Source organism: Dermacoccus sp. MPR-E5 (assembly GCF_058809565.1).
Map to the genome: position 1 here is coordinate 57,922 of NZ_JBXASS010000002.1, position 20,721 is coordinate 78,642.

15 protein-coding genes and 1 tRNA gene are annotated in these 20,721 nt (G+C 72.0%); 12 read left to right on the top strand and 4 right to left on the bottom strand.

What is annotated here, in order from left to right:
- Position 1: 1 nt before the first annotated feature.
- Positions 2 to 3,355, top strand: a complete 3,354-nt coding sequence (locus tag AC1RS9_RS01520) for an ATP-dependent helicase (protein WP_492920278.1) — start codon at positions 2 to 4, stop codon at positions 3,353 to 3,355.
- On the top strand, positions 3,352 to 6,882 hold the full coding sequence (locus tag AC1RS9_RS01525) for an ATP-dependent helicase (protein ID WP_473957223.1): 3,531 nt from the start codon (positions 3,352 to 3,354) through the stop codon (positions 6,880 to 6,882). Before AC1RS9_RS01520 ends, AC1RS9_RS01525 begins: the two co-directional genes overlap by 4 nt.
- Positions 6,883 to 6,944: 62 nt before the next feature.
- Here the strand turns inward: AC1RS9_RS01525 and AC1RS9_RS01530 are convergent, their stop codons facing one another.
- The gene (locus AC1RS9_RS01530; RefSeq protein ID WP_313489968.1) at positions 6,945 to 8,153 is read right to left on the bottom strand and encodes a phosphotransferase; all 1,209 of its coding nucleotides are present in this window, start codon (positions 8,151 to 8,153) and stop codon (positions 6,945 to 6,947) included.
- A gap of 44 nt (positions 8,154 to 8,197) precedes the next feature.
- Between AC1RS9_RS01530 and nudC the strand changes: the two genes are divergently transcribed.
- The 4 genes from nudC to AC1RS9_RS01550 all read left to right on the top strand — a co-directional run bounded on the left by nudC (position 8,198) and on the right by AC1RS9_RS01550 (position 12,270).
- Complete coding sequence (gene nudC, locus AC1RS9_RS01535; protein WP_492920280.1) at positions 8,198 to 9,187, top strand: NAD(+) diphosphatase; 990 nt, start codon at positions 8,198 to 8,200, stop codon at positions 9,185 to 9,187.
- A 76-nt stretch (positions 9,188 to 9,263) separates the two neighbouring features.
- Positions 9,264 to 11,390, top strand: coding sequence for an ATP-dependent DNA helicase UvrD2 (locus tag AC1RS9_RS01540; protein WP_492920282.1), 2,127 nt, complete (start codon positions 9,264 to 9,266; stop codon positions 11,388 to 11,390).
- 158 nt (positions 11,391 to 11,548) lie between these two features.
- The gene (locus AC1RS9_RS01545) at positions 11,549 to 11,806 is read left to right on the top strand and encodes a hypothetical protein (protein ID WP_006943441.1); all 258 of its coding nucleotides are present in this window, start codon (positions 11,549 to 11,551) and stop codon (positions 11,804 to 11,806) included.
- A 182-nt stretch (positions 11,807 to 11,988) separates the two neighbouring features.
- The gene (locus tag AC1RS9_RS01550; protein WP_006943409.1) at positions 11,989 to 12,270 is read left to right on the top strand and encodes a WhiB family transcriptional regulator; all 282 of its coding nucleotides are present in this window, start codon (positions 11,989 to 11,991) and stop codon (positions 12,268 to 12,270) included.
- 73 nt (positions 12,271 to 12,343) lie between these two features.
- Here AC1RS9_RS01550 and AC1RS9_RS01555 read toward each other — a convergent pair whose 3' ends face one another.
- On the bottom strand, positions 12,344 to 13,033 hold the full coding sequence (locus tag AC1RS9_RS01555) for a hypothetical protein (protein WP_050786405.1): 690 nt from the start codon (positions 13,031 to 13,033) through the stop codon (positions 12,344 to 12,346).
- Positions 13,034 to 13,290: 257 nt separating this feature from the next.
- On the opposite strand from AC1RS9_RS01555, the gene AC1RS9_RS01560 reads away from it, so the two are divergent.
- The gene (locus AC1RS9_RS01560; RefSeq protein ID WP_492920284.1) at positions 13,291 to 13,908 is read left to right on the top strand and encodes a M48 metallopeptidase family protein; all 618 of its coding nucleotides are present in this window, start codon (positions 13,291 to 13,293) and stop codon (positions 13,906 to 13,908) included.
- Positions 13,909 to 13,936: 28 nt separating this feature from the next.
- Here AC1RS9_RS01560 and AC1RS9_RS01565 read toward each other — a convergent pair whose 3' ends face one another.
- Complete coding sequence (locus AC1RS9_RS01565; protein WP_459109535.1) at positions 13,937 to 14,575, bottom strand: NUDIX hydrolase; 639 nt, start codon at positions 14,573 to 14,575, stop codon at positions 13,937 to 13,939.
- Positions 14,576 to 14,583: 8 nt separating this feature from the next.
- Entirely contained in the window at positions 14,584 to 16,311 is a 1,728-nt protein-coding gene (locus AC1RS9_RS01570) for a zinc-dependent metalloprotease (RefSeq protein ID WP_492920286.1), read from the bottom strand.
- A 170-nt stretch (positions 16,312 to 16,481) separates the two neighbouring features.
- Here AC1RS9_RS01570 and AC1RS9_RS01575 point away from each other — a divergent pair, with 170 nt between their 5' ends.
- From AC1RS9_RS01575 to AC1RS9_RS01595, 5 genes are all read left to right on the top strand, one after another.
- The gene (locus AC1RS9_RS01575; RefSeq protein WP_492920288.1) at positions 16,482 to 17,579 is read left to right on the top strand and encodes a YlbL family protein; all 1,098 of its coding nucleotides are present in this window, start codon (positions 16,482 to 16,484) and stop codon (positions 17,577 to 17,579) included.
- A gap of 20 nt (positions 17,580 to 17,599) precedes the next feature.
- On the top strand, positions 17,600 to 18,124 hold the full coding sequence (locus tag AC1RS9_RS01580) for a PPA1309 family protein (RefSeq protein ID WP_038567306.1): 525 nt from the start codon (positions 17,600 to 17,602) through the stop codon (positions 18,122 to 18,124).
- Between the two features lie 227 nt (positions 18,125 to 18,351).
- Positions 18,352 to 18,428 (top strand) — tRNA-Met (locus tag AC1RS9_RS01585).
- A 143-nt stretch (positions 18,429 to 18,571) separates the two neighbouring features.
- Positions 18,572 to 19,828: a glycosyltransferase 87 family protein gene (locus AC1RS9_RS01590; protein WP_492920290.1), complete on the top strand. Its 1,257-nt coding sequence runs from the start codon at positions 18,572 to 18,574 to the stop codon at positions 19,826 to 19,828.
- A gap of 169 nt (positions 19,829 to 19,997) precedes the next feature.
- A complete protein-coding gene (locus AC1RS9_RS01595; RefSeq protein ID WP_006943404.1) occupies positions 19,998 to 20,630 on the top strand; it encodes a hypothetical protein in 633 nt (210 codons plus the stop codon).
- The last annotated feature ends 91 nt before the right edge of the window (positions 20,631 to 20,721 follow it).

A 20,721-nucleotide genomic window follows, 5' to 3' on the forward strand; every position in this document is an offset into this window, starting at 1 on the left:
CATGACGAATCACGAGGGTTTGACGGCGCAGACGCCGGCCGGCGCGCCCGTCCAGGGCGAGGCCGCCCTGCCGATCGCTGCGCTGCCGCCGAGCGTGGTCGAGGGCGTCGTGGCGAGCGTCGATCCGACGCGTCTCACCCCGGCGCTGCGTGGCGCGACGCAGACCGAAGCGGCGGCGCCGCTCGATCTCGATCCTGCGCAACAGGCCGTGCTCGAGGCCGACGATCGGGTGCTCCACGTCGTCGGCGCGCCCGGCACGGGCAAGACGACGCTCGCCGTCGAACTCGTCGCGCAGGCCGTGGAGGGTGGTGCGCGTCCCGATGAGTGCGTCCTGCTCTCACCGACGCGCGTGGCAGCCGGGGCGTTGCGCGCCCGCGTCACGACCCGCGTGGGCGGCACCTCGAGCGAGCCGATCGCGCGCACCCCGCAGGCGCTCGCGTTCGGCATCCTGCGCATGCGCGCCGCGATGGACGACCTGCCGGCGCCGCGCCTGCTCGCCGGTCCGGAGCAGGACGTCGTGCTCAAGGAACTGCTCGAAGGCCACCGCCTCGGCCTCGGCGCGGCGCCTGCCTGGCCCGAGGATCTGGCGGAGGCGCTGACGACGCGCGGGTTCCGCAACGAACTGCGCGACCTCATCATGCGCGCGGTGGAGTGGGACGTCAGCAGCGACCACCTGCGCCGGCTCGGCGCCGAGCACGGGCGCGACGAGTGGATCGCGGCCGCGGACGTCCTCGACGAATACGACGACGTCACCGCCCTGTCACGTCCGGGAGCGTTCGACCCGGCCTGGATCCTCGGTGCGGCGGCGCAGGCGTTGCGCGAGAACGAGACGCTGCGCGAGCGGGTGCGGGCGCAGCTGAGACTCGTCGTCATCGACGACGCGCAGGAACTCACGCGCGCGTCCGTCAGTTTCCTCACCGAACTCGTCGGCCCGGGTCAGCGGCTCGTCCTGCTCGGCAACCCCGACGTCACGGTGCAGGCCTTCCGCGGCGCCGACCCGCGCTACCTCGAGCAGGTCGCGGCACAGCACGGCGCGAGTCGACGGTTCGTGCTCGGCTACGGCCACCGTCAGCCCCGAAGGCTCGCGGAGGTGGTCGAACGCGTCACCGCGCGCATCGGCAGCGTCGACGGCATCGCGCACCGCAGCGTCGTCACGCGCCCCGGTGGGGGCGTCGACGTCGCGCTGCTGCGCAGCGGCGCGCAGGAAGCCGCCCACATCGCGGGGGTGCTGCGTCGAGCACACCTCAAGGACGGGGTGGCGTGGAAGGACATGGCCGTCATCGTGCGAGCCGCTGCCGGAACGTCGGCGCTGCGGCGCGCCCTCAACGCGGCCAAGGTGCCCGTGGCTGTCCCTCCGGCGTCCTTGGCCCTGCGCGACGAACCCGCCGTGCGGCCGTTCCTGCACGCCCTCGAGATCGTGACGAGCCGGACGCGTGGCTCTGAACAGGCCCCGGTGGACGGCGACGCCGATGCCTCGCGGGCGGGCGTCAGTGCCGACCTCGCCCTCGACCTGCTCACCTCGCCGCTCGGCGGAGCCGACCCGGTCGTGCTGCGACGACTGCGACGTTCGCTGCGCCGTGAGGAACTGGCCGCCGGCGGCAACCGCGTCTCCGACGAGCTGCTCGGCGCCTGCCTGCTCGAACCGGCGCTGCTCGTCTCCCTCGGCCCCGAAGCGGCGCCTGCGCGCCGGGTGTCGCGCGTTCTCGCGGCAGGGGCGGCCGCGCTGAGGGCCGCTCCGCCCCACGACGACGCCGAGCACGTGCTGTGGCAGATGTGGCAGGCCAGCGGCCTCGCCGAGGCGTGGGAGGCGAACGCGTTGGCCGGGGGAATCTCCGGAACCCGCGCCGACCGTGACCTCGATGCGCTGCTCGCGCTCTTCGCAGCGGCTGCAGCGTTCGTCGAGCGGCTGCCCGGCGCGGGCGTGGCCGACTTCCTCGACCACGTCCGCAGCCAGGACGTGCCGGGCGACCGCCTCGTCGCCGCAGCCCCCGACGAAGACGCCGTCGCGCTCGTCACCGCAGCCGGCTCGGCGGGCGGCGAGTGGCACACGGTCGTCGTCGCGGGCGTCCAGGAGGGCGTCTGGCCCGACCTGCGATTGCGCGGTTCGGTGCTCGGCTCGGAGGATCTCGTCGACATCCTCAGCGGTCGCGGGCGCTCGCTCCCCGCGCGGCAGGCGGCCGTCCGGCACGACGAGACGCGGCAGTTCGCGATGGCGATGAGCCGGGCGCGCGAGCACGTCGTCGTGACGGCCGTGCGTGACGAGGACGAGCAACCGAGCGTCTACCTCGACATCGTCGACCCGCTCGCGCCGGGCGCTGCGGCCGACGCGATGCGAGAGTTCACCCCTGTCGCCCGGCCGATGACCCTCGCCGGGCTCGTCGCCGAGGCCCGACGCATGCTCGCCGACCAGGACGAGGCCGTCCGTGACGAGGGCGCCCGCCGTCTGGCGCGCCTCGCCGAGCACGACGTGCCGGGCGCCGACCCCGAGCAGTGGTGGGCCCTCGTCAGCCGCAGCGACGACAGGCCGGTCCGCCCGCCGCAGGAGTGGGTGCGGGTCAGCCCGTCGAAGATCGAGGGATTCCACCGCTGCGGTCTCAACTGGCTCCTCACGACCAACGGTGGTTTCGGCCCGTCGGTCGGGGCGAGCACGATCGGCACGCTCGTGCACGAACTCGCCGAGGAGTTCGCCGACGAACCCGCTCTCATGGACGAAGCGCTCGAGAAGCGGTGGCCGCGTCTCGGCCTCGGCGACTCGTGGGTGTCGCGCGGCGAGAAGGCGCGCGCTCAGAGCATGGTGAAGAAGCTGCAGGGCTACCTCGGCGACGCGGCGGCCACGGGATGGGCCGGCGAGGCCGCCGAACGACGGTTCTCCGCGATCGTCGGGCGAGCCAAGATCTCCGGCTCGATCGACCGTCTCGAGCACCACCCCGAGCGCGGGCTGCGCGTCATCGACTACAAGACGGGCAGCTCGAAACCGAAGGACGAGGAAGTCGCAGCGCACCCGCAGCTCGCCGCCTACCAGGCCGCGCTCGAGGCAGACGCGTTCGGCCCGGGGCGTCCCAGCGCCGGGGCTGCTCTCGTGCAGCTCGGCCAGGCCGCCGGCACCGGCGCGAACAGCACCGCTCGCGTCCAGGCCCAGCCGCCCCTCGTCGCCGACGAGGACGCCGCGAGTGACGGCGAGCCCGGGGCGGTCGACGAACCGATCGTCGGCACCCGCGGGTGGGCGTTCGACCTCATGCAACGCACGGCTGACGGCATGGGCGCCGCCACCTTCGTCGCCGCCGCCAACCCGAACTGCACGATGTGCCCCGTCAAGAGCTCCTGCCCCATCCAGCCGGAAGGCCGAACGCTGTGACCGACGACCTCACCCCAGCAACCAGCGACCCGTCGGGGCCACAGGGCTCCGAGGCGAAGGATCGCCCCGCTCGTCTGAGCGCGGACGCCATCGCCGACGCGCTGGAGCGCTATCACCACACACCCGAGCAGGTCGCCGTCATCGAGGCGCCGCTGGAGCCGCTGCTCGTGGTGGCGGGAGCCGGCTCGGGCAAGACGGACACGATGGCTTCGCGCGTCGTGTGGCTCGTGGCGAACGGCTTGGTGCGCCCGCAGGAGATCCTCGGCCTCACCTTCACCCGCAAGGCCGCCGGTGAGCTCGCCGAACGCGTCAACCAGCGCCTGCGCATGCTCGAGGCGAGTGGCCTGTGGAGCCCGCCCGATGATCCGGACGGCACGCCGAGCCTCGGCGAGAGCCCCACGATCTCGACGTACAACGCGTACGCGGGGCGCATTGTCGGTGAGCACGGTCTGCGCCTCGGCATCGAGCCGGATGCGCGGATGCTGTCGGAGGCCGCCGCGTGGCAGTTCGCGCACGAGGTCGCGAGTGGGTGGGACGGCGACATGTCGCAGGTCACCGTCAAGCTGCCGAGCGTGACGGCGGCCGTCCTCGCGACCGCGGGTGAACTGAGCGAGCATCGGCGCAGCGTCGACGAGCTGCGCGCCTACTACGACTCCCTCCTCGGCTCGCTCGACGCGATCCCGTTCGCGCCGCGAAAGCGTTCCCTCGGGGACGCGGGCAAGGCGCTCACGGCGAAGGCGAAGGGCCACCAGCAGATCCTCCCGCTCATCGAGCGGTATCAATCGCTGAAGAAGGACAGGTCGGCGCTCGACTTCTCCGACCAGATCGCGTTCGCCGCCGAACTCGCCGACCGCTTCCCGGCCATCGGCGCGATCGAGCGCGCGCGCTACCGCATGGTGCTGCTCGATGAGTTCCAGGACACGAGCTCAGCGCAGATCGCCTTCCTCGCAGCCGTCTTCGCCGCCGGGGAGACGCAGCAGCGTCCGGGCGTCGTGGCGGTGGGGGACCCGCACCAGTCGATCTTCGGCTGGCGCGGCGCGAGCGCGACGACCCTGTCCGCCTTCCGTCGCTCCTTCGCCCTACCGGGATCCGACCTCACGCCCGTCGCCTCGCTCGCGACGTCGTGGCGCAACGACGCCGCCGTCCTCGACGCGGCCAACGTCACCGCCGCGCCGCTGAACAGGGCCTCGCGCGTGCCCGTGGCGACCTTGCGCCCCCGCCCCGACGCAGGCCCCGGCGCCCTGGCCGCTGCCCGCTACCTGACGGAGGCGGACGAGGCACACGCCGTCGCGCAGTGGGTGGCCGAACGACGCCGTCCGCTGCGTCCGGGCGAGGCGCCCCGAACCGCTGCGGTGCTGTGCCGCAAGCGATCTCAGTTCGTGCCGATGCTGGATGCCCTCCACGACGCGGGCGTCCCCGCGGAGGCCGTCGGGCTCGGTGGCCTGCTGCAGACCCCCGAGATCGTCGACCTCGTCTCGATGCTGTGGGTGGTCGACGACCCGAGCCGCGGCGACCATCTCATGCGCCTGCTCACCTCCCCGGCGATGCGTCTCGGTGCGGCCGACATCGCAGCGCTCGGGTCGTGGGCCAAGGAGTTGCACCAGCGACACCAGGACGACGCCGCGGCAGCCACCGAGGAGCGCGCCGAGGGCGGCAGCGCCGAACCGGCGAGCAGCGAATCCGGCGCGGGGGAGGGCGCGCCGTCTGAGCCTGTACCCGGGCCTGATGGGGAGGCGGCCAGGCGCGGCGCGCGGGCGGAGCGCGACCTCGCGCAGGACACGAGGGACGAGGTGAGCCTCGTCGAGGCGATCGGCGAACTGCCCGACGCGTCATGGCGTGGGCGCGACGGCGAGTACCTCTGCGACGTCGCCCGTGAGCGGCTGCGGGGGTTTCACACGTCGGTGCAACGCCTCCGGTTGCTCTCCGGGCTGCCGCTCGCCGATTTCGTCGGGGAGGCCGAACGCGTGCTCGGTCTCGACATCGAGGTGCTTGCCCGCCCGGGGTACGACCCGTCGAGCGCCCGGGCCCACCTCGACGCCTTCGCCGACATCGCGGGGACGTTCTCGGTCCAGGCCCAACGTCCGACGCTCGGGGGGTTCCTCGAATGGCTCGACGCGGCCCGGCAGGAGGAACGCGGCCTGGAGATGCCCGCCATCGAGGTCAACCCGCATGCGGTTCAGGTGCTCACCGTGCACGCCGCGAAGGGGCTCGAGTGGGACGTCGTCGTCGTGCCCGGCCTCGTCGAAGGGGTCTTTCCGAGCCTCGGCGGTTCGACGCGGGCCGAGGGCGAGCAGTGGCAGTACAAGCCGCACAAGGCGCGCGGCTGGCTGAGTGGTCTTCAGTCGATCCCCTACGATCTGCGCGGTGACAGGGAGGGGCTGCCCGCCCTCGCCGTCACGGGTGCGGAGGATTCCGACGAGCTGGCCGACCGGTTCACCGAGTTCTGCGAGCAGGGCCTTAAGCACGCGGTGACGGAGGAGCGCCGTCTTGCGTACGTGGCCTTCACCCGCGCGCGCAGCACCATGTTGCTCACCGCTCCGATCTGGTACGCGAGCGGCACGACCCCGCGCGAGACGTCTCGTTTCCTCACCGAACTGCTCGAGGAACCCGATCTCGGCGCGAGCATCGAGCGTCTGCACTGGGAGCAGATGCCGCCGACGCAGGTCGACGGCGAGCGCCCCAGCAACCCGCTCGACGCCGACGTCCTGACGGCGACGTGGCCGCTCGACGCGATGGCCGACCAACGCGCCCACCTCGTCCCTGCCGCGGACCAGGTGCGCGCGCTGCGCACCCGGCTGCAGAACGGGGAGGCCCTCGAGCCGGCCGGGCAACTGGCGCTCGGGTTGGAGGGGACGATCGAGGACAGGGAGCAGGAGATGGAGCTGCTCCTGGCCGAACGACAGCGCGAACGCACCCGGCTGCGCAGCGACGTCGTGCTGCCCTCGCACCTGTCCGCCTCCCAGCTCGTCGCACTCGCGAGCGACAAGGACCTGTTCGCGCGGCGCCTACGGCGCCCGATGCCGAGTGAACCGGCGGTGGCGGCGCGGCGCGGTACGGCGTTCCACGCCTGGGTGGAGCGGCACTACGGTGCTGCGGCCCTAGTCGACCTCGACGAACTGCCTGGCTTCGGTGACGAGGACGTGGCCGCCGACGAGATGCTGCCCGTGCTGCAGACCAACTTCCTGGCCAGCGAGTGGGCGGATCGGGTACCGGTCGACGTCGAGGTCGCCCTCGAGACCGTCGTCGCCGGGTACGCGGTGCGCGGCCGCATCGACGCCGTCTTCGCGCGTGACGGCGGCGGGTTCACGGTCGTCGACTGGAAGACCGGAGCCAAGCCGGCGGGGCCGACCCTGCGTCATCGCTCGCTGCAGCTCGCCGCCTACGCCCTCGGTTACGCGCGCCTGCGCGGCCTGGGTCCCGAGGACGTCGACGCCGCGTTCTTCTACGCCGCCACGGGGGAGACGTATCGCCCCGGCGTTGCGTTGCAGCGCGACCTCGAGGAGCTTCTCGGGTCGGTCGGGGGCTGACGGCGGTGCTTGTCGCGCTCGGGTCGCGGAGGCGGGGCGTCCCGCGGGTGCGGCCCGAGCGGTCAGCGGGATCTCGCGTTCCCGCCGGACGATTCGTCGGCGACGGCGCCTGCCGAGTCGTCGCTCGAGGCCGCGGGCTCCTCGGACGAGCCGTGAGGCAGTCGGGTGCGCGCGGCGTCGCCATCGACGCGCGTGGCGCCCGCGTGCTCGGAGCGGTCCTCTCGCTCCGGGGCCAGGCGCACGGGGATCTCGACGGTGGCGTCCTCCTCGCCCACCTCGGCGTCGACGACCTCGATGTCGGCGGGGTCGAGCGGGGGGACGAGGTCGATCGGCGCCGTGCCCGCGCGGCGCGCCGGCGGCAGGAGACTCGAGTCGCCCTCCACCTCGAAGGCGAGTTCCTCGAGCGCCGCGGCGTGACGCTCGACGCGCGCGTCGTCGCCCATCGTGCGGCTTGCGAGCAGCGCGTACGCGAGTTCCATCTCGCCCATGAGCCGGATGCGGCGCTCCAGGTTCGGGTCGGGCCGCTCGGCGCGTTCGGCGGCGTAGGCCTCGAACACGGTGTCGAACGCCTGCTGCGGCGCAGAGTTCCACAGCAGCGCGAAGTCGCGCGCGGGGTCGGCGACGCCGGCATGCTCCCAGCCGCTGATGGCGCTCACCTCACCCTCGTCGACATGGACGTCGGCGCCGCGCAGCGGCCCGTGCGTCACCGTCGTCGAGAAGCGCCACAACGCCGGCGTGTCAAGGGCCTCGCGCCAGCGGGCGATGAGGGCCGACGGCACCCGGGACGTCGCGGCGGCGCGATCGACGTCGGCGCGCAGACGCTGACGGTAGGTGTCGGCGTCGTAGGTGGCGAGGCCGGCCTCCTCGACGACGCGCGGGTCGACGCCGTGCAGGTGCGCCAGCGCCTGGCCGAGGGCACGCGCCGCGGCGGAGCGTCCGGCGAGGTGGCGCCAGTCGAGCGCCTTGCCGCGGGGGCGCGCGTAGACGGCGACGGCCGAACCCTCCTTCGGGCGTGCGGAGCCCTCGACGCGGGGCACGTCGAAGTCGACGCGTCGCGTGAGCAATTGCACGAGGGCGTCGGATGCGGCGAGTTCGGCGCCTGCGGCTCCAGTCAGCGCGGAGCGGACGAGCCAGACCCGGCCGTCGGCGCCCGTGATGTGGGCACTCTGGTAGAGGTCGCCGGCCGGCACGGGCAGGCCTTCGACCTTGATGGGGCGGATTCCGGGCACGGCGGCGTCGGCGAGGGCGGCGAGGAGCAGGGGCGAGCGCATCACCCCCACACCGTATGTCGGAGGTGGCGTCTAGCCTGGGAGGCATGCCCGACGCCACGCGACCTTTGCCCGATCTCGTCCTCGGCGACGCCGTCGTCGACCGTGATGCGCTGCGGCGCTCCGAACCGGATCTCATCGAGCGGCTGCTCGCCGTCGCGACGACGCGGGTCCTCGACGTGCGCGGCGCCTCGGTGCCGCAACGGCGCACCCAGCCGCTCTGGCGCGCACCACAGGCCGAGGATCGGCAGTGGTTCGACACCGGCGGTGTCGTCCTCTACCTCGGTCAGACGTCCCACGGCCCCGCGCTCGCCGTGCTTCGCCCGCAGGACGACGCACCGGTCCCTGCGCCGACGGGGGAGCGCCCTGGCAACGCGGCTACCGCCACGACTTCGGAGGATGACGGCGACGACGCGCCGTCGTGGCGCACCCTGCGCGACATCGGGCTCGAACTGTCGGGCGACGACCTCGCCTGCGTCACCGCGGCCGTCGCGTTGGCCCAGTGGCATGCGACGCACACGCACTGCCCGCGCTGCGGGGCGCCCACCATCGTCGTCGAGGCGGGCTGGGTGCGTCGCTGCGAAGCGGACGGTTCGCATCACTTCCCGCGCACCGACCCGGCCGTCATCATGGCGATCGTCGACGAGTCCGACCCCGACGACTCGCGCCTCCTGCTCGCCCGCGGCCCACGCTGGAAGGGCCCGCACCGTTCGGTGCTCGCGGGTTTCGTCGAGCCAGGGGAGTCGTTCGAGCAGGCCGTGGCGCGCGAGACGTTCGAGGAGTCCGGCGTCGAGGTCACCGACGTGCGCTATCTCGGCAGCCAGCCGTGGCCCTTTCCCGCCTCCGTCATGATCGGCTGCATCGCGCGTGCGGTGACGACACCGCTGCGCGCTCAGGAGGGCGAGATCGAGGAGATCGGGTGGTACTCGCGCGCCGACGTCCGTCAGGGCCTCGCCGACGGTTCCCTCGCGCTGCCGGGGCGCCTGTCGATCGCGCGCGCTCTCATCGAGCATTGGTACGGTGAGCCGCTCCCGTGACGGTGGCGCACGATCCGACCGACCAACCCGCCCACCCGCATCGCGACGAACGACCATTTCGAGGAGTACCTGAGCAGTGAACGAGCATGACGCCGATTCGGTGCTCGCGGGTCTGGACCCGCAGCAGCGGGAGGTCGCGGCGAACCCGCTCGGCCCGATGGTCGTCCTCGCCGGCGCGGGCACGGGCAAGACGCGCGCCATCACGCACCGCATCGCGTACGGCGTGCACTCGGGCGCTCTCGTCGGTCAGCGCACGCTGGCGGTGACGTTCACCGCGCGTGCTGCGGGCGAGATGCGCACGCGCCTTCGCGAGTTGGGCGTCCCGCAGGTCGTCGCACGCACCTTCCACGCCGCGGCGCTGAGCCAACTACGCTACTTCTGGCCGCAGGCGATCGGTGGGGGCGCGCCGGAGGTCGTCGGGACGAAGGGCAGCCTCGTCGGCGAGGCGGCGGGGCGGCTGCGTCTGCAGGTCGATCGCACCGGGCTGCGCGACCTCGCCGGTGAGGTCGAGTGGGCCAAGGTCTCGATGCTCACCCCGGAGACCTACCCGGCCGCAGCACGGCGCGCCGGCCGTCAGCCCGCCGATCTCGACGTCACGGCGATGGCGCGACTGCTCGATGCCTACGAGGACGTCAAGTCCGCGCGCGGCGTCATCGACTTCGAGGACGTCCTGCTCCTGGCCGCCGGCATCCTCGCCGAGCGCGAGGACATCGCCCGTCAGGTGCGCGATCAGTACCGCCACTTCGTCGTCGACGAGTACCAGGACGTCAACACCGTCCAGCAGTACCTGCTGTCGCTGTGGGTCGGTGAGCGCAAGGATCTGTGCGTCGTCGGTGACCCGGCGCAGACGATCTACTCGTTCACCGGCGCCTCGCCGCGGCATCTGCGCACCTTCGCCCAGCGCTTCGAGGGTGCCGCGAAGGTCGAGCTCGTGCGCAACTACCGCTCCGACCCGCCCATCGTCCGCCTCGCCAACGACGTGATGAAGCGCGCCGATCAGGCGTTCGGCAGCGTGACGCTCCAGGCGCAGCGCGAGGGGGGCGTCACGCCGAAGCTCGTCACCTACCCCGACGATCCGGCGGAGGCGCGGGGCGTCGCGAAGGAGATCAAGCGGCTCCTCGCCGACGGCGTGAAGGCCAGCGGCATCGCCGTCCTGTATCGCACCAACGCGCAGTCCGAGGCCTTCGAGACGGCGCTCGCCGACGCCGGCGTTCCCTACCAGATACGCGGCGGTGAACGCTTCTTCCACCGCGACGAGGTGCGCAAGGCCGTCCTGCTCATGCGCGGCGCGGCCCGCAGCGACGACGGCTCGAAACCGTTGCCCGACGTCGTCGCCGACGTCCTGAGCGGCGCCGGCTGGTCGCAGCAGGCGCCCGCGGCGGGGGCGAGCCGTGAACGGTGGGAGTCGCTGCAGTCCCTCGCGGAACTGAGCAAGGACGTCGCCCGCACCGTCCCCGGCGCGCGGTTGCGCGACTTCGTCGCCGAGCTCGACCGACGTGCGTCCGAGCAGCACGCGCCGAAGGTCGAGGGCGTGACGCTCGCGTCGCTGCACGCGGCCAAGGGACTCGAGTGGGACGCGGTGTTCTTCGTCGGCGCGAGCGACGGGCTGCTGCCCATCATGATGGCGAATGCGCCCGAGGCGATCGAGGAGGAGCGGCGTCTCATGTACGTCGGCATCACGCGTGCGCGCCGTTTCCTGCAGCTCAGCTACTCGCGCAGCCGCCACGAAGGTGGCCGGGCGTCGCGCAACCCGTCACGCTTCCTCGACGGGCTGGGCGACTCGCTCGAGGGCGCCGTCGTCGCGGCGACGAAGACGAAGCGCGCCGCGCCCGCCCCCAAGCGCTCGACGGCGAAGTGCCGCACCTGCGGCAAGGATCTGTACTCCGCGCCCGAGCGCAAGATCGGCCGCTGCACCGAATGCCCTGCGACCTATGACGAGGCCCAGTTCGAGGCGCTGCGCGAATGGCGCGCCGCGGTCGCGAAGCGCGACAAGGTACCGGCGTTCGTCGTCTTCACCGACGCGACGCTCGTCGCCATCGCCGAGACGCTGCCGGCGAACCCCGCCGGCCTGCGCGCCATCGCGGGGGTCGGCAACACCAAGATCTCCAAGTACGGCGCGTCCGTCCTCGCCGTCCTGGGCGGCGCGAAACCGCTCGACGAGGTCGAGAAGCCGTCGCATTTCGGCGACTTCGACCCGGCCTGAGAAGCCGCCGAAGAACTTTCTCGATAATTCGGTTGCTCCCTTCTCGCGGGCGCCGCTAGCCTGAGACCACTTCGCGCCGCGCCTTGGGTGCGCCGCGAACGATCCGCACGAACGAACCGAGTTCGCCCGACGCGAACCGCCGACCCAGGAGGTGCCTCATGGACATCATCACGACGATGACGACGTACGCCGCCTCCCTGCGTGCTTCCCTGCGCCCGAGCGCTCAGGCGTTCCTCCTCGATCTTTCGGGGGAGACGTCTGCCCAGGCCGTCATCGGCTCCGGGCTGCACGCCGCCGGCATCAATGGCTCTGAAGCCCGCCACATCTTCCACGAGGTGGGCGTGCCGTTCAGCGCCGAGCGTCGCCCCCACACCCCTCGGTTCTTCCCGCTCTCCTGCACGGCGCAGGTGGTCTAGCCACCTGCGAACGTCAGCGAAAGCCGCGAGATCCGAACCCGGGTCCGCGGCTTCTTTCGTGTGACGAACCGATCCAGCATCGAGCGTCTTCGCGAACGAGGCTCAGGGCCCCCACCAGAAACTCCCCGACACCGGGGCCCACCTCCTTTCCGAAGCAAGAGCGAGAGACCGACATGACTGCAATGTTCGAAGACCTGATATCCGACGCCCTGATACCCCTGGCGGGCGGTGACGTCGACACGCCGTGCGCCACCGCTGACCCCGAGCTGTGGTTCGCGCAGTCCCCGGCGGACGTCGAGTTCGCCAAGGCGCTCTGCGCCACCTGCCCCGCGGCGCAGCTGTGCCTCGCGGGCGCGAAGGAGCGTCAGGAGCCATGGGGCGTGTGGGGCGGTGAGCTGTTCGAACGCGGCGTCGTCGTGCCGCGCAAGCGCCCGCGTGGGCGTCCGCGCAAGAACGCCGCGTGAGCGCTACCGCCCGCCCCGAAGCGCGCGATGACCCGGGGTACCGATGCACCCGACACGCTGCCCGAGCTGCTGCTCAGGCAGCGTCTCGGCATGTCGGGGTGCACGACCACAGGCGGTGCTCGACGTGCGGCGCGGCCATGTCGAAGGTGAGACTGATCGAGCAGGCCGTGACGTTGCCCGCCGCGAACGCCCGGACGAACAACCCGGCCGCACCCGCGGCGAAGGCGAACAGGGCGGGGCTGAGGGCGGCGTCTGGGCGCCGCGTCCCGCTCGAATAGGCCGGGTTGACGCACCCGGCGCACGCGCCGCCTGCGCCAGCGACGGGGCCGACGGTGACGGTGCGAGCCGTGAACGCGAGCGGCAGGACGGCCGGCGCCGGGCCGGTCAGCGGGCCGGGCAGATCGGGGACGTCACCCAGTTCTTCGTAACGCCACGGCAGCGCCCCGATGAGCAGATCGGGCGCGGATGCACTCGCGCGACCGTCCCACACCCCGGCCCCGTCGCACAGCGGGGCGACGACGTCGAGGACGGCTCGTTCGAGCGCCGCAGGACCGGTGACGAGGGTGCGCGTCGTGCGTCGCGGGCGGTGGGTGACGGCGGCGACGAGGTCGCGCCAGCCTGCGTCGTGGGCGGGGGCACCGGAACCGGGTTCGGGGTCGGTGAGGGCGTGCAGCGAGGTGTCGTCGAGGTCGTTCAGCACGAGGTGACGCAGGGCGCGGCGCTCGGCGACGTGGGGACGCGGCGTGATGACGGTGTCGGACACGAGGGGCTCCTGTGGGTGGGTGACGCGGATGGGACGGATGCCGAGGACGGCGAGTGGGTGGCGAGGGCACGGTCGAGCGCCCACGCGAACGGTTGGCCGGCGCACCCGAGCAGGTGATCCAGCACGACGGGCGGTGCCCGTCATGTCTTCGAGCCTGCCCCGCGCGCGCAGATCGCTGCAGGGCTCGTCCACAGGCGTCACACTTGGGGATGACGCAGGATCCCGAGGTTGTCAGTCGCTGTCGATAGCCTCGGGGCATGCCGAGAACCACCGCCCCCGCGCCCACGCGAATCACTGTCGACGGTCAGGACGTCGAGATCCGGCGTAGCGCGCGCCGCACGCGATCCGTGCAGGCACGCTTCGAGGACGGCGTCGTCGTCGTGCTCGCCCCGGCGACGCTCTCGGCGCGCGAGGAGACACGCATCGTCGAAGATCTCGTGCGCAAGATGCTGCGCAAGAGTCGGTCGCAGCGCAACGACGACACCCTGATGCGGCGGGCCGTGGCGCTCAGCCGACGCTTCGTGCCCGGCGCGCCCGAGCCTGCCTCGGTGCGGTGGGTGTCGAACATGACGACCAGGTGGGCGTCGTGCTCACCGGGGGATGCTTCGATCCGGCTGTCCGACGCGATGGTCGGCATGCCCGACTACGTCGTCGACGCGGTGCTCCTGCACGAGGTCACGCACCTGCTCGAACGCGGGCACGGACCGCGCTTCCAGGAGATCGTGCGCCGCTACCCGGAGCACGAACGCGCCCAGGCCTTCCTCGCCGGCGCCTCGTTCGGGGCACGCCGCGCCGCGCCCGCGCCGTCGGCGTCACTCGATGACGACCTCGGCGAAGAGGAAGGAGAAGTCGCCGACCGGCCGGGGGAGTCGTGACGGCCGCGTCGATCGCGGCCGAGGGGGCTCAGAGCCCGGGGTTGGCGCGGACGCGCTCGCATGCGAGGGCGATGGCCTCGCGCAGCGCCGGTTCGGCATCCTCGGGCAGGGCGTCGACGTCGAACCAACGCACATCGTCGGATTCGTCACTCACCGTGAGGGATTCGCCGACTGCCACGGCGACATACCGCACGTCGAGGTGTTCCGTGCACCATCCGAACGCCCCGTCGAGAGCATGGATGTCGACGGCGAGCAGCCCAGGCAGCAGCCGCAGGTCGGCGAGGCCGGATTCTTCGAGGCCCTCCCGCAGGGCCGCGGCCTCGAGCGTTGCGTCGCCGCCCTCGAGGTGCCCGCCGAACTGGAACCACCGCTTCGCCTTCGCGTGCAGCGTCAGCGCCACGCGGCGGGCGTCGGCATCGACGACGACCAGCGACGTCGTGAAGTGGGCTCGGCTGTGATGACGCCACATTGCCGTCGCATCGAGTCGCAGGGTCTCGACCATGCGGGCGCGCATCTGCTCCTGCGGCGGATTCGGGGCCGTCCAGGTGCTCAGGTCGGCGAGTGCCTGCGAGTGCAGCGCCGTGAACTGTTCGGGCATGGCGGGCTCGGGGCGCGACGACGGGGCCGAACGGGTCTCGACCCGCCCGGCCCCGTGGTCGGATGTCATGGAGTGGTTCACGCGCCCGGCGTTCCACCCTGCGTCGGACCGTCCTGGTCGTGTCCGTCGCCGGCGCCGCCTTCGTCCTCCGACGTGCCACCCTTCGCGCTGCCGGCCGAGTCGGCGTCACCGGGGGCCCCGTCCGCGCGGTCGTCCGGACCGTCATGACGCGGATCGCGCGGGTTCATGGCGGCCTGCTCACCGGACGCGGGACCGGCCGACGCGTCATCCGACGACGAACGGCCCGTCGATGAACCGCCGGAGCCTTCACCGCCGGCCGAACTCGACTCGCCCATCTCGGCGAGCCCCTGGGCCAGCAGCGCGTCGAGGGCGTCGTCCATCTCATCGCGGCCCGTCTCGGGAGTCTCCTCGCCGCCCGCGCGCGCGATGAACGTCGACGGGTCGTCGAGGTCGGTGGCGCTGGGAACGTGGTCGGGGTGCGACCACACGCCGTCGCGGGTGGCGGCGTCCGTCGCGTCGGTCAGCTGCGTCCACAGCGCTGCCGCTTCACGCAGGCGGCGCGGGCGCAGTTCGAGCCCGACGAGCGAGCTGAAGACCTTCTCGGCCGGGCCGGCGGAGGCGCGACGGCGACGTACGACCTCCGAGAGGGCCGCGGCGTTCGGCAGGTGCTGCGCGACGGCGGCGTCGGTGACGACGTCGACCCACCCCTCGACGAGAGCGAGCAGGTTCTCCAGGTGAGCGAGCGTGTGCTTCTGCGCATCCGACGGTTCGGGGGAGAACAGGTTGCCGGCGAGCGCTCCCTGCAGGGCCTCGGCGTCCTGCGGGTCGATGTCGCGCAGCTTCTCCTCGATGGCGTCGGTGTCGATGCGGATGTCACCGGCGTACGTCTGGACGGCGGCGATGAGGGCCGCGTCGAGCCACGGCACGCGCTCGTACAGGCGCACGCGGGCGGCCTCGCGCACCGCGAGGTAGAGGTGCACCTCGCCGGCGTCGAGCTCGAGGCCGTCGGCGAACAACGCGACGTTGTGCGGCAGGATCGTGACGGCGTTGGGGCGCAGCAGCGGCAGGCCGACCTCGGTGCCGGTGACGCTCTCCTTCGCGAGCGCGCCGATGGCCTGGCCGACCTGCACGCCGAACATCTGCGCACTCATCTGCTTGAGCATCGGCGTCATCTGAGCGCTGAGGCTGGAGATGTCGAAGCCTGGCGGCAACATGCCCTCGGGGATGCCGAGCTGCGACAGGTCGCTCGCGTCGAACGAGCCGAGCTGCTTCATCATCGCGTCTGCGACGGCGTTGCCGACGCCGCCCGCGACGGGTTCGACGACCTTGCGCCAGGTCGGCATCGTCGCCTCGACCCATTCGCTGCGCGACAGGGCACGGGCCGGGGCGCCGGGAGCGGCGAAGTCGGTGACGGCGTCGAGCCACAGGTTGGCGACGGCCGCGACCTGCGCGACGTCGCTCTTCGTCGAGGTGGGCACGCTCGGGTCACCCTCCGCGGAGACAACCTGGCGCGCGACGTTCGCCGCGAGCTGTTCGTTGAACGCCGAGCCCGAGTCGCCGCTCATCATCGCCTGCAGCTGCGCCTGCATCATCCCCATCTGCGCCGGGTCCATCGAACCCATACCCATCTGGCGCAGCGCATCCATCATCTGCGGGTCGGGCGTGCCCCCACCCATGAGGCCGCGCAGCATCTCCTCGAGACCGTCGCCGCCGTTCGCGTCGCCACGCTCGTCGTCGTCCTTGCGGCCGCCGTAGGGGTTCATCGGGTTGTGGTCATCAGCCATGGTGCGCACCTTCCGAGAGGTTCGTGTCCGTCTGGAGCCGACACTACCGGCCGTCGTCGGCGCCGCGCGTGCGGCGGGCGGGCCTGAGCGTGCGCCCCGCGCCGCTGCGGGCAGGTGAGAGGATGACGGCTGTTCGACTCCTTCGTGACGTACAACAGCGAGAGGCGCCCATGAGTTCCCGAACCGTCGACGCGGCCGAGCGCCGCCCGTCACGCTGGGCGTCGATGCGCACGCGGACCAAGGTGATGCTGGCGATCTTCGTCGTCGTGCTCCTCGCCGTGGTCGCAGGCTTCGGCATCAAGGTGCCCTACGTCATCCTGCGCCCCGGCCCGGCGCCGAACACCCTCGGCACCTTCGAGGGAAAGAAGGTGTTGACGCTGAGCGGCGCGAAGACCTACCCGACCTCGGGCGGCCTGCACTTCACGACGGTCTCGATGGTCGGCGGCCCCGGCAACCGCCCCAGCCTCATCGAGTACGGGCTCGCGAAACTCGACGATCACGCGCAGATCTACGAAGAGTCGCAGCTGTTCGCGCCGCAGACCACGCGGGAGCAGGTGCAGCAGCAGAACGAGGCGGAGATGACGGGGTCGCAGTCGTCGGCCGAGGTCGTCGCCGCGCGTCAGGCGGGCTACGACGTGCCCGAGATGATCGAGATCGCCGGCATCTTCGACTCGGCGAGCGAGGCGAAGAAGCTGCTGCGCGTCAAGGACGTCATCGTCTCCGTCAACGGGGTGAAGATTGCGGATTCGCTGTCGCTGCAGCGCGAGATGAAGAAGGTCACGCCGGGCCAGAAGGTGCAGCTCGGCATCACCCGCGACGGCAAGGCGATGACGTTCGCCGTGCCGACGACGAAGGTCGACGACCGCGCCGTCATGGGGCTGACGCTCAATCCGAAGGCAACGATGCCGTTCAAGGTGAACATCTCCGTCGGCGACGTCGGCGGCCCTAGCGCCGGCACGATGTTCGCCCTCGCGATCTACGACGAACTGACGCCCGGTGCGCTCACCGGTGGCAAGCAGATCGCGGGCACGGGCACGATGGACTCAGCCGGTGACGTCGGCGCGATCGGCGGCATCCGTGAGAAGGTCGTCGGCGCGCGCCAGGCCGGTGCGACGGCGTTCCTCGCCCCGGCCGACAACTGCGCCGAACTGAAGGGCCACGTGCCGAACGGGCTTGACGTCTACCGCGTCGCGACGATCAAGGACGCCATCTCGACGGTCGAGCACGTCGCCGACGGTTCGACGCAGGGGCTGCCGCGCTGCGGCTGAACGCCCCTACGATGGGTCGCATGAGTGCCGTCAAGCCCGTGCTGTCCCCTCTCACCCGCGCTGCTCTCGAGACCGAGGCGCACGTCGCGACAGACGGGTGGGGTCAACCGGCGCGCCTGTTCTCCCTCGCCCGCAACGGTGAGCTGCTGCGTCGTCAGCCGGCCCTCGCGGCGATGCTCGGCGACGTCGACCCCGACGAGTTCTCCGCGATCGAGCAGGAGGGAGTCATCCGCGGTGACGACCTCGAGAAGGCGCTAGGGCACACGGCTTGGCCGGCGGACGTCGACGGTGTGGCGCTCGCGGTCGAGCGCATCATCGTGCCGCCGCAGGCCGAGATCGAGACGTTCGGTCGCGGTGGGACGAATGCGCAGCGGCTGGCGACCCACGAGCAGCGTGAGGACGTGCGCCTGCTCGTCGCGGCGCTGCGCAACGGCGAGATCATCACCCTCGTGCGACGTCGTGCCGAGGACGATGACGACAAGGTCGCGATCGGCACGAACATCGCGCCGGGGCTCGTCGAGGCCCTCAAGGCGACGCTGGCCTGATGACGTGGCCTGGCGGCGACCACCCGGCGACGAGCATCTCCATGGCTCCGTGACCCCTCGCATCCTCTTGCGCTCAAGTGCACCCGGGTGCACTTGCACGCAGGGGAGAACGGGGGCAGACGCTCGAGCACGGCACAGCGCGGAGGCGTCTCCGAGACGTGACGAGGCTCACGCGGCATCCGATTTGCATTCTTTGTTCATCTGATCGTAGGGTTAAGGCATACCGACGCGGGGTGGAGCAGCTCGGTAGCTCGCCGGGCTCATAACCCGGAGGTCGCAGGTTCAAATCCTGTCCCCGCTACCACGTGGCCCGCCGCTTCTGATCTCAGAGGCGGCGGGCTTTTTTGTCGTGAGATCGTCGTGGTGATGACATCGAGTTCAGTGCGCCGACGGTGGCTCACTGTCGAGCAGGCCGGCCGCTCGAGGTGGCCGGACGAGGGGGAGTTCATGGGGCGTTCGTTTCGTCGCGAGGCGTGGCTCGTGTACCTGCTCGCCTGCGCGTTCGTGACCGTCAGCGCCATCCTGCAGCTGCGCTCCTGGAACTGGACGCTGTTCGACACTCGCATCTACCTCGACGCGACGACGAAGACGCTGAACGGCACAGCCGATCTGTACGAGGGCCGGTTCGGTGACGGCTGGCCGTTCACCTATCCGCCGTTCGCCGTCCTGGCCTTCGCGCCGCTCGCCGCATTGGCGCGGTCTGTCGCGACGGCGCTGCTGACGCTCGGCAGCCTCGTCGCACTGTTCCGCATCTGCTGGTTGCTCGCGGATCGCTCGATCGCACAGTGGAGGCTGGGGGAGCGAGCCCCGGCCCCCGGCTTGGCGACGGGAGCCCTCACGCCCCTCGTCGCCGCGGGTGGGGTGCTGCTCGCCGCGCGCTCGGACGCCGTCGGCGGCACGCTCGCCTTCGGCCAGATCAACCTCGTCATGGCCTGGTTCGTCGTCGAGGACTACCTCGGTCTCGGCCGCCGGCGCCTCGCGGGGGCTCGGCTGTCAGGCGTGCTCACCGGCCTGGCTGCGGGCGTCAAGGTGACGCCGGCGCTCGCCGCCGTCCCACGCCTGTTCACCCGCGACCACGCGAGCGCCCTGCGCGCGCTGGGGGCGGGCGTCGTCACCGTTGGCGTCTCGGCGATCGTGCTGCCGCACGAGGTCGTCACGTACTTCACGTCGGCGTTGTGGGACACGAGCCGGCCCGGCGCGCCGGAGAGTGAGTGGAACCAGTCGCTGTCGGGCCTCGTCGCGCGCGTCATGCACGACGTGCCGGGCGCCGGCCTCGTCCGCCTGCTCGTCATCGCGGCGGCGCTCGTCGCGGGGGTGTTCGTCACGGCCGCGCTGCTGCGTCGTGACGACGACGTGGGCGCGGTCCTCGTCATCTTCGTCACGACGGGCGCGGTCAGCCCGATCACCTGGTACCACCACCTCGTCCTCGTTCCGCTGTTCGCCGTGTGGGCGATCCTCGCGACGCGCGGTTGGGCCAAGGGGCTGTACCCGGCGATCGCGGCGCAGGCTTTCCTGCTCGGGCTCTGGGTGCTCACCGGGATGTACCAGAGCGTGCCGCGCGACAACGGAGCCGAACTGCACCACGACCCTCTCGAGACCTTCATCAGCGAGGCCGTCCCGGTGCTCAGCCTGACGATCCTCCTGACGCTCGCCGCCGCGATCGCGCGCAGCAGACGGGCAACACAGCCGCACCCGACGCGCTGACGTCGTCCGGTCGCCGGCCGATTCACCAGCATGCCACCTGCTCGGGGCTCGAACCTGAGCCATCGTGTGAGCTCGCGTCGCGTCGTGGGCACCTGATTCGTCTCGGTTGGGGCTGATGGGTCGTCTGCGCGACGGGTCGGTCACGGAATCTCGCGCGAGCCGTTCGGCCATGCCCGTGCCCGCGAGCGCGGCCGCGGCGACCTCCGACGACGCGATGCTCGCCTGGGCCATCAAGCACGGGACGGCGGCGGAACGACGCGACATCGCCGGAAGCATCGGTGTCACCTACCCGGCGGCCGCCGCGTTCCTCGGCACGACGTGTGACAGGGGCCACGGCTATGCCGGGGTGGGTCGTCAACTTCGCGAACACGCCGGCGCGGTGGAACGTCACCCTCGACGGGTCGGCTACGCGGGCGCTCAGGTTCGGCCCGCGAGCCATGACTATGGCGCACTCGGGGTGCCGGACGGGCGCCACACACTCGCGTTCGTCGACCCCCGCACCGGCGCGGTCGCTGCGAAGATCGCGACGGACCTGCACTGCGGTACTCCGGCCGGCGGTACACCCACGTCCGGATGGTCACCGACCGGGCCGGTCGAGGACGGTTCGATTCCGGCGACCCACCCGAGCTCGACGCTGCCGCCACCTGCGAGGCGCCCCAGCCAGACGCCTCCGGGCGTCGGCCCGGTCGTCGAGACCGACCACGTATCGAGCGATCGCGGCCCGGGCGTGCTGGTCGTGTCGTTCCTCGGTGCAGCGGGTGCACTGCTGGGCGCGAGGCGCCGCCTGCGCCGCGCCCGATGAGCGACGAGCGCGATCAGCGACGAGCGCGAACCGCACGCCTGAGCACGGGGGCAGGCGCTCAGGGTCGAGACGCCACGACGCGCGCCCGGTC

Excerpts from the sequence above, each read along its gene's own strand:
- AC1RS9_RS01565 (WP_459109535.1), bottom strand. The coding sequence starts at position 14,575 with ATGACATCCGACCACGGGGCCGGGCGGGTCGAGACCCGTTCGGCCCCG.
- AC1RS9_RS01590 (WP_492920290.1), top strand. The coding sequence starts at position 18,572 with ATGGGGCGTTCGTTTCGTCGCGAGGCGTGGCTCGTGTACCTGCTCGCC.
- AC1RS9_RS01575 (WP_492920288.1), top strand. The coding sequence starts at position 16,482 with ATGAGTTCCCGAACCGTCGACGCGGCCGAGCGCCGCCCGTCACGCTGG.
- AC1RS9_RS01580 (WP_038567306.1), top strand. The coding sequence starts at position 17,600 with ATGAGTGCCGTCAAGCCCGTGCTGTCCCCTCTCACCCGCGCTGCTCTC.
- AC1RS9_RS01530 (WP_313489968.1), bottom strand. The coding sequence starts at position 8,153 with ATGCGCTCGCCCCTGCTCCTCGCCGCCCTCGCCGACGCCGCCGTGCCC.
- nudC (WP_492920280.1), top strand. The coding sequence starts at position 8,198 with ATGCCCGACGCCACGCGACCTTTGCCCGATCTCGTCCTCGGCGACGCC.
- AC1RS9_RS01560 (WP_492920284.1), top strand. The coding sequence starts at position 13,291 with ATGCCGAGAACCACCGCCCCCGCGCCCACGCGAATCACTGTCGACGGT.
- AC1RS9_RS01550 (WP_006943409.1), top strand. The coding sequence starts at position 11,989 with ATGTTCGAAGACCTGATATCCGACGCCCTGATACCCCTGGCGGGCGGT.
- AC1RS9_RS01570 (WP_492920286.1), bottom strand. The coding sequence starts at position 16,311 with ATGGCTGATGACCACAACCCGATGAACCCCTACGGCGGCCGCAAGGAC.
- AC1RS9_RS01520 (WP_492920278.1), top strand. The coding sequence starts at position 2 with ATGACGAATCACGAGGGTTTGACGGCGCAGACGCCGGCCGGCGCGCCC.
- AC1RS9_RS01595 (WP_006943404.1), top strand. The coding sequence starts at position 19,998 with ATGCCCGTGCCCGCGAGCGCGGCCGCGGCGACCTCCGACGACGCGATG.
- AC1RS9_RS01545 (WP_006943441.1), top strand. The coding sequence starts at position 11,549 with ATGGACATCATCACGACGATGACGACGTACGCCGCCTCCCTGCGTGCT.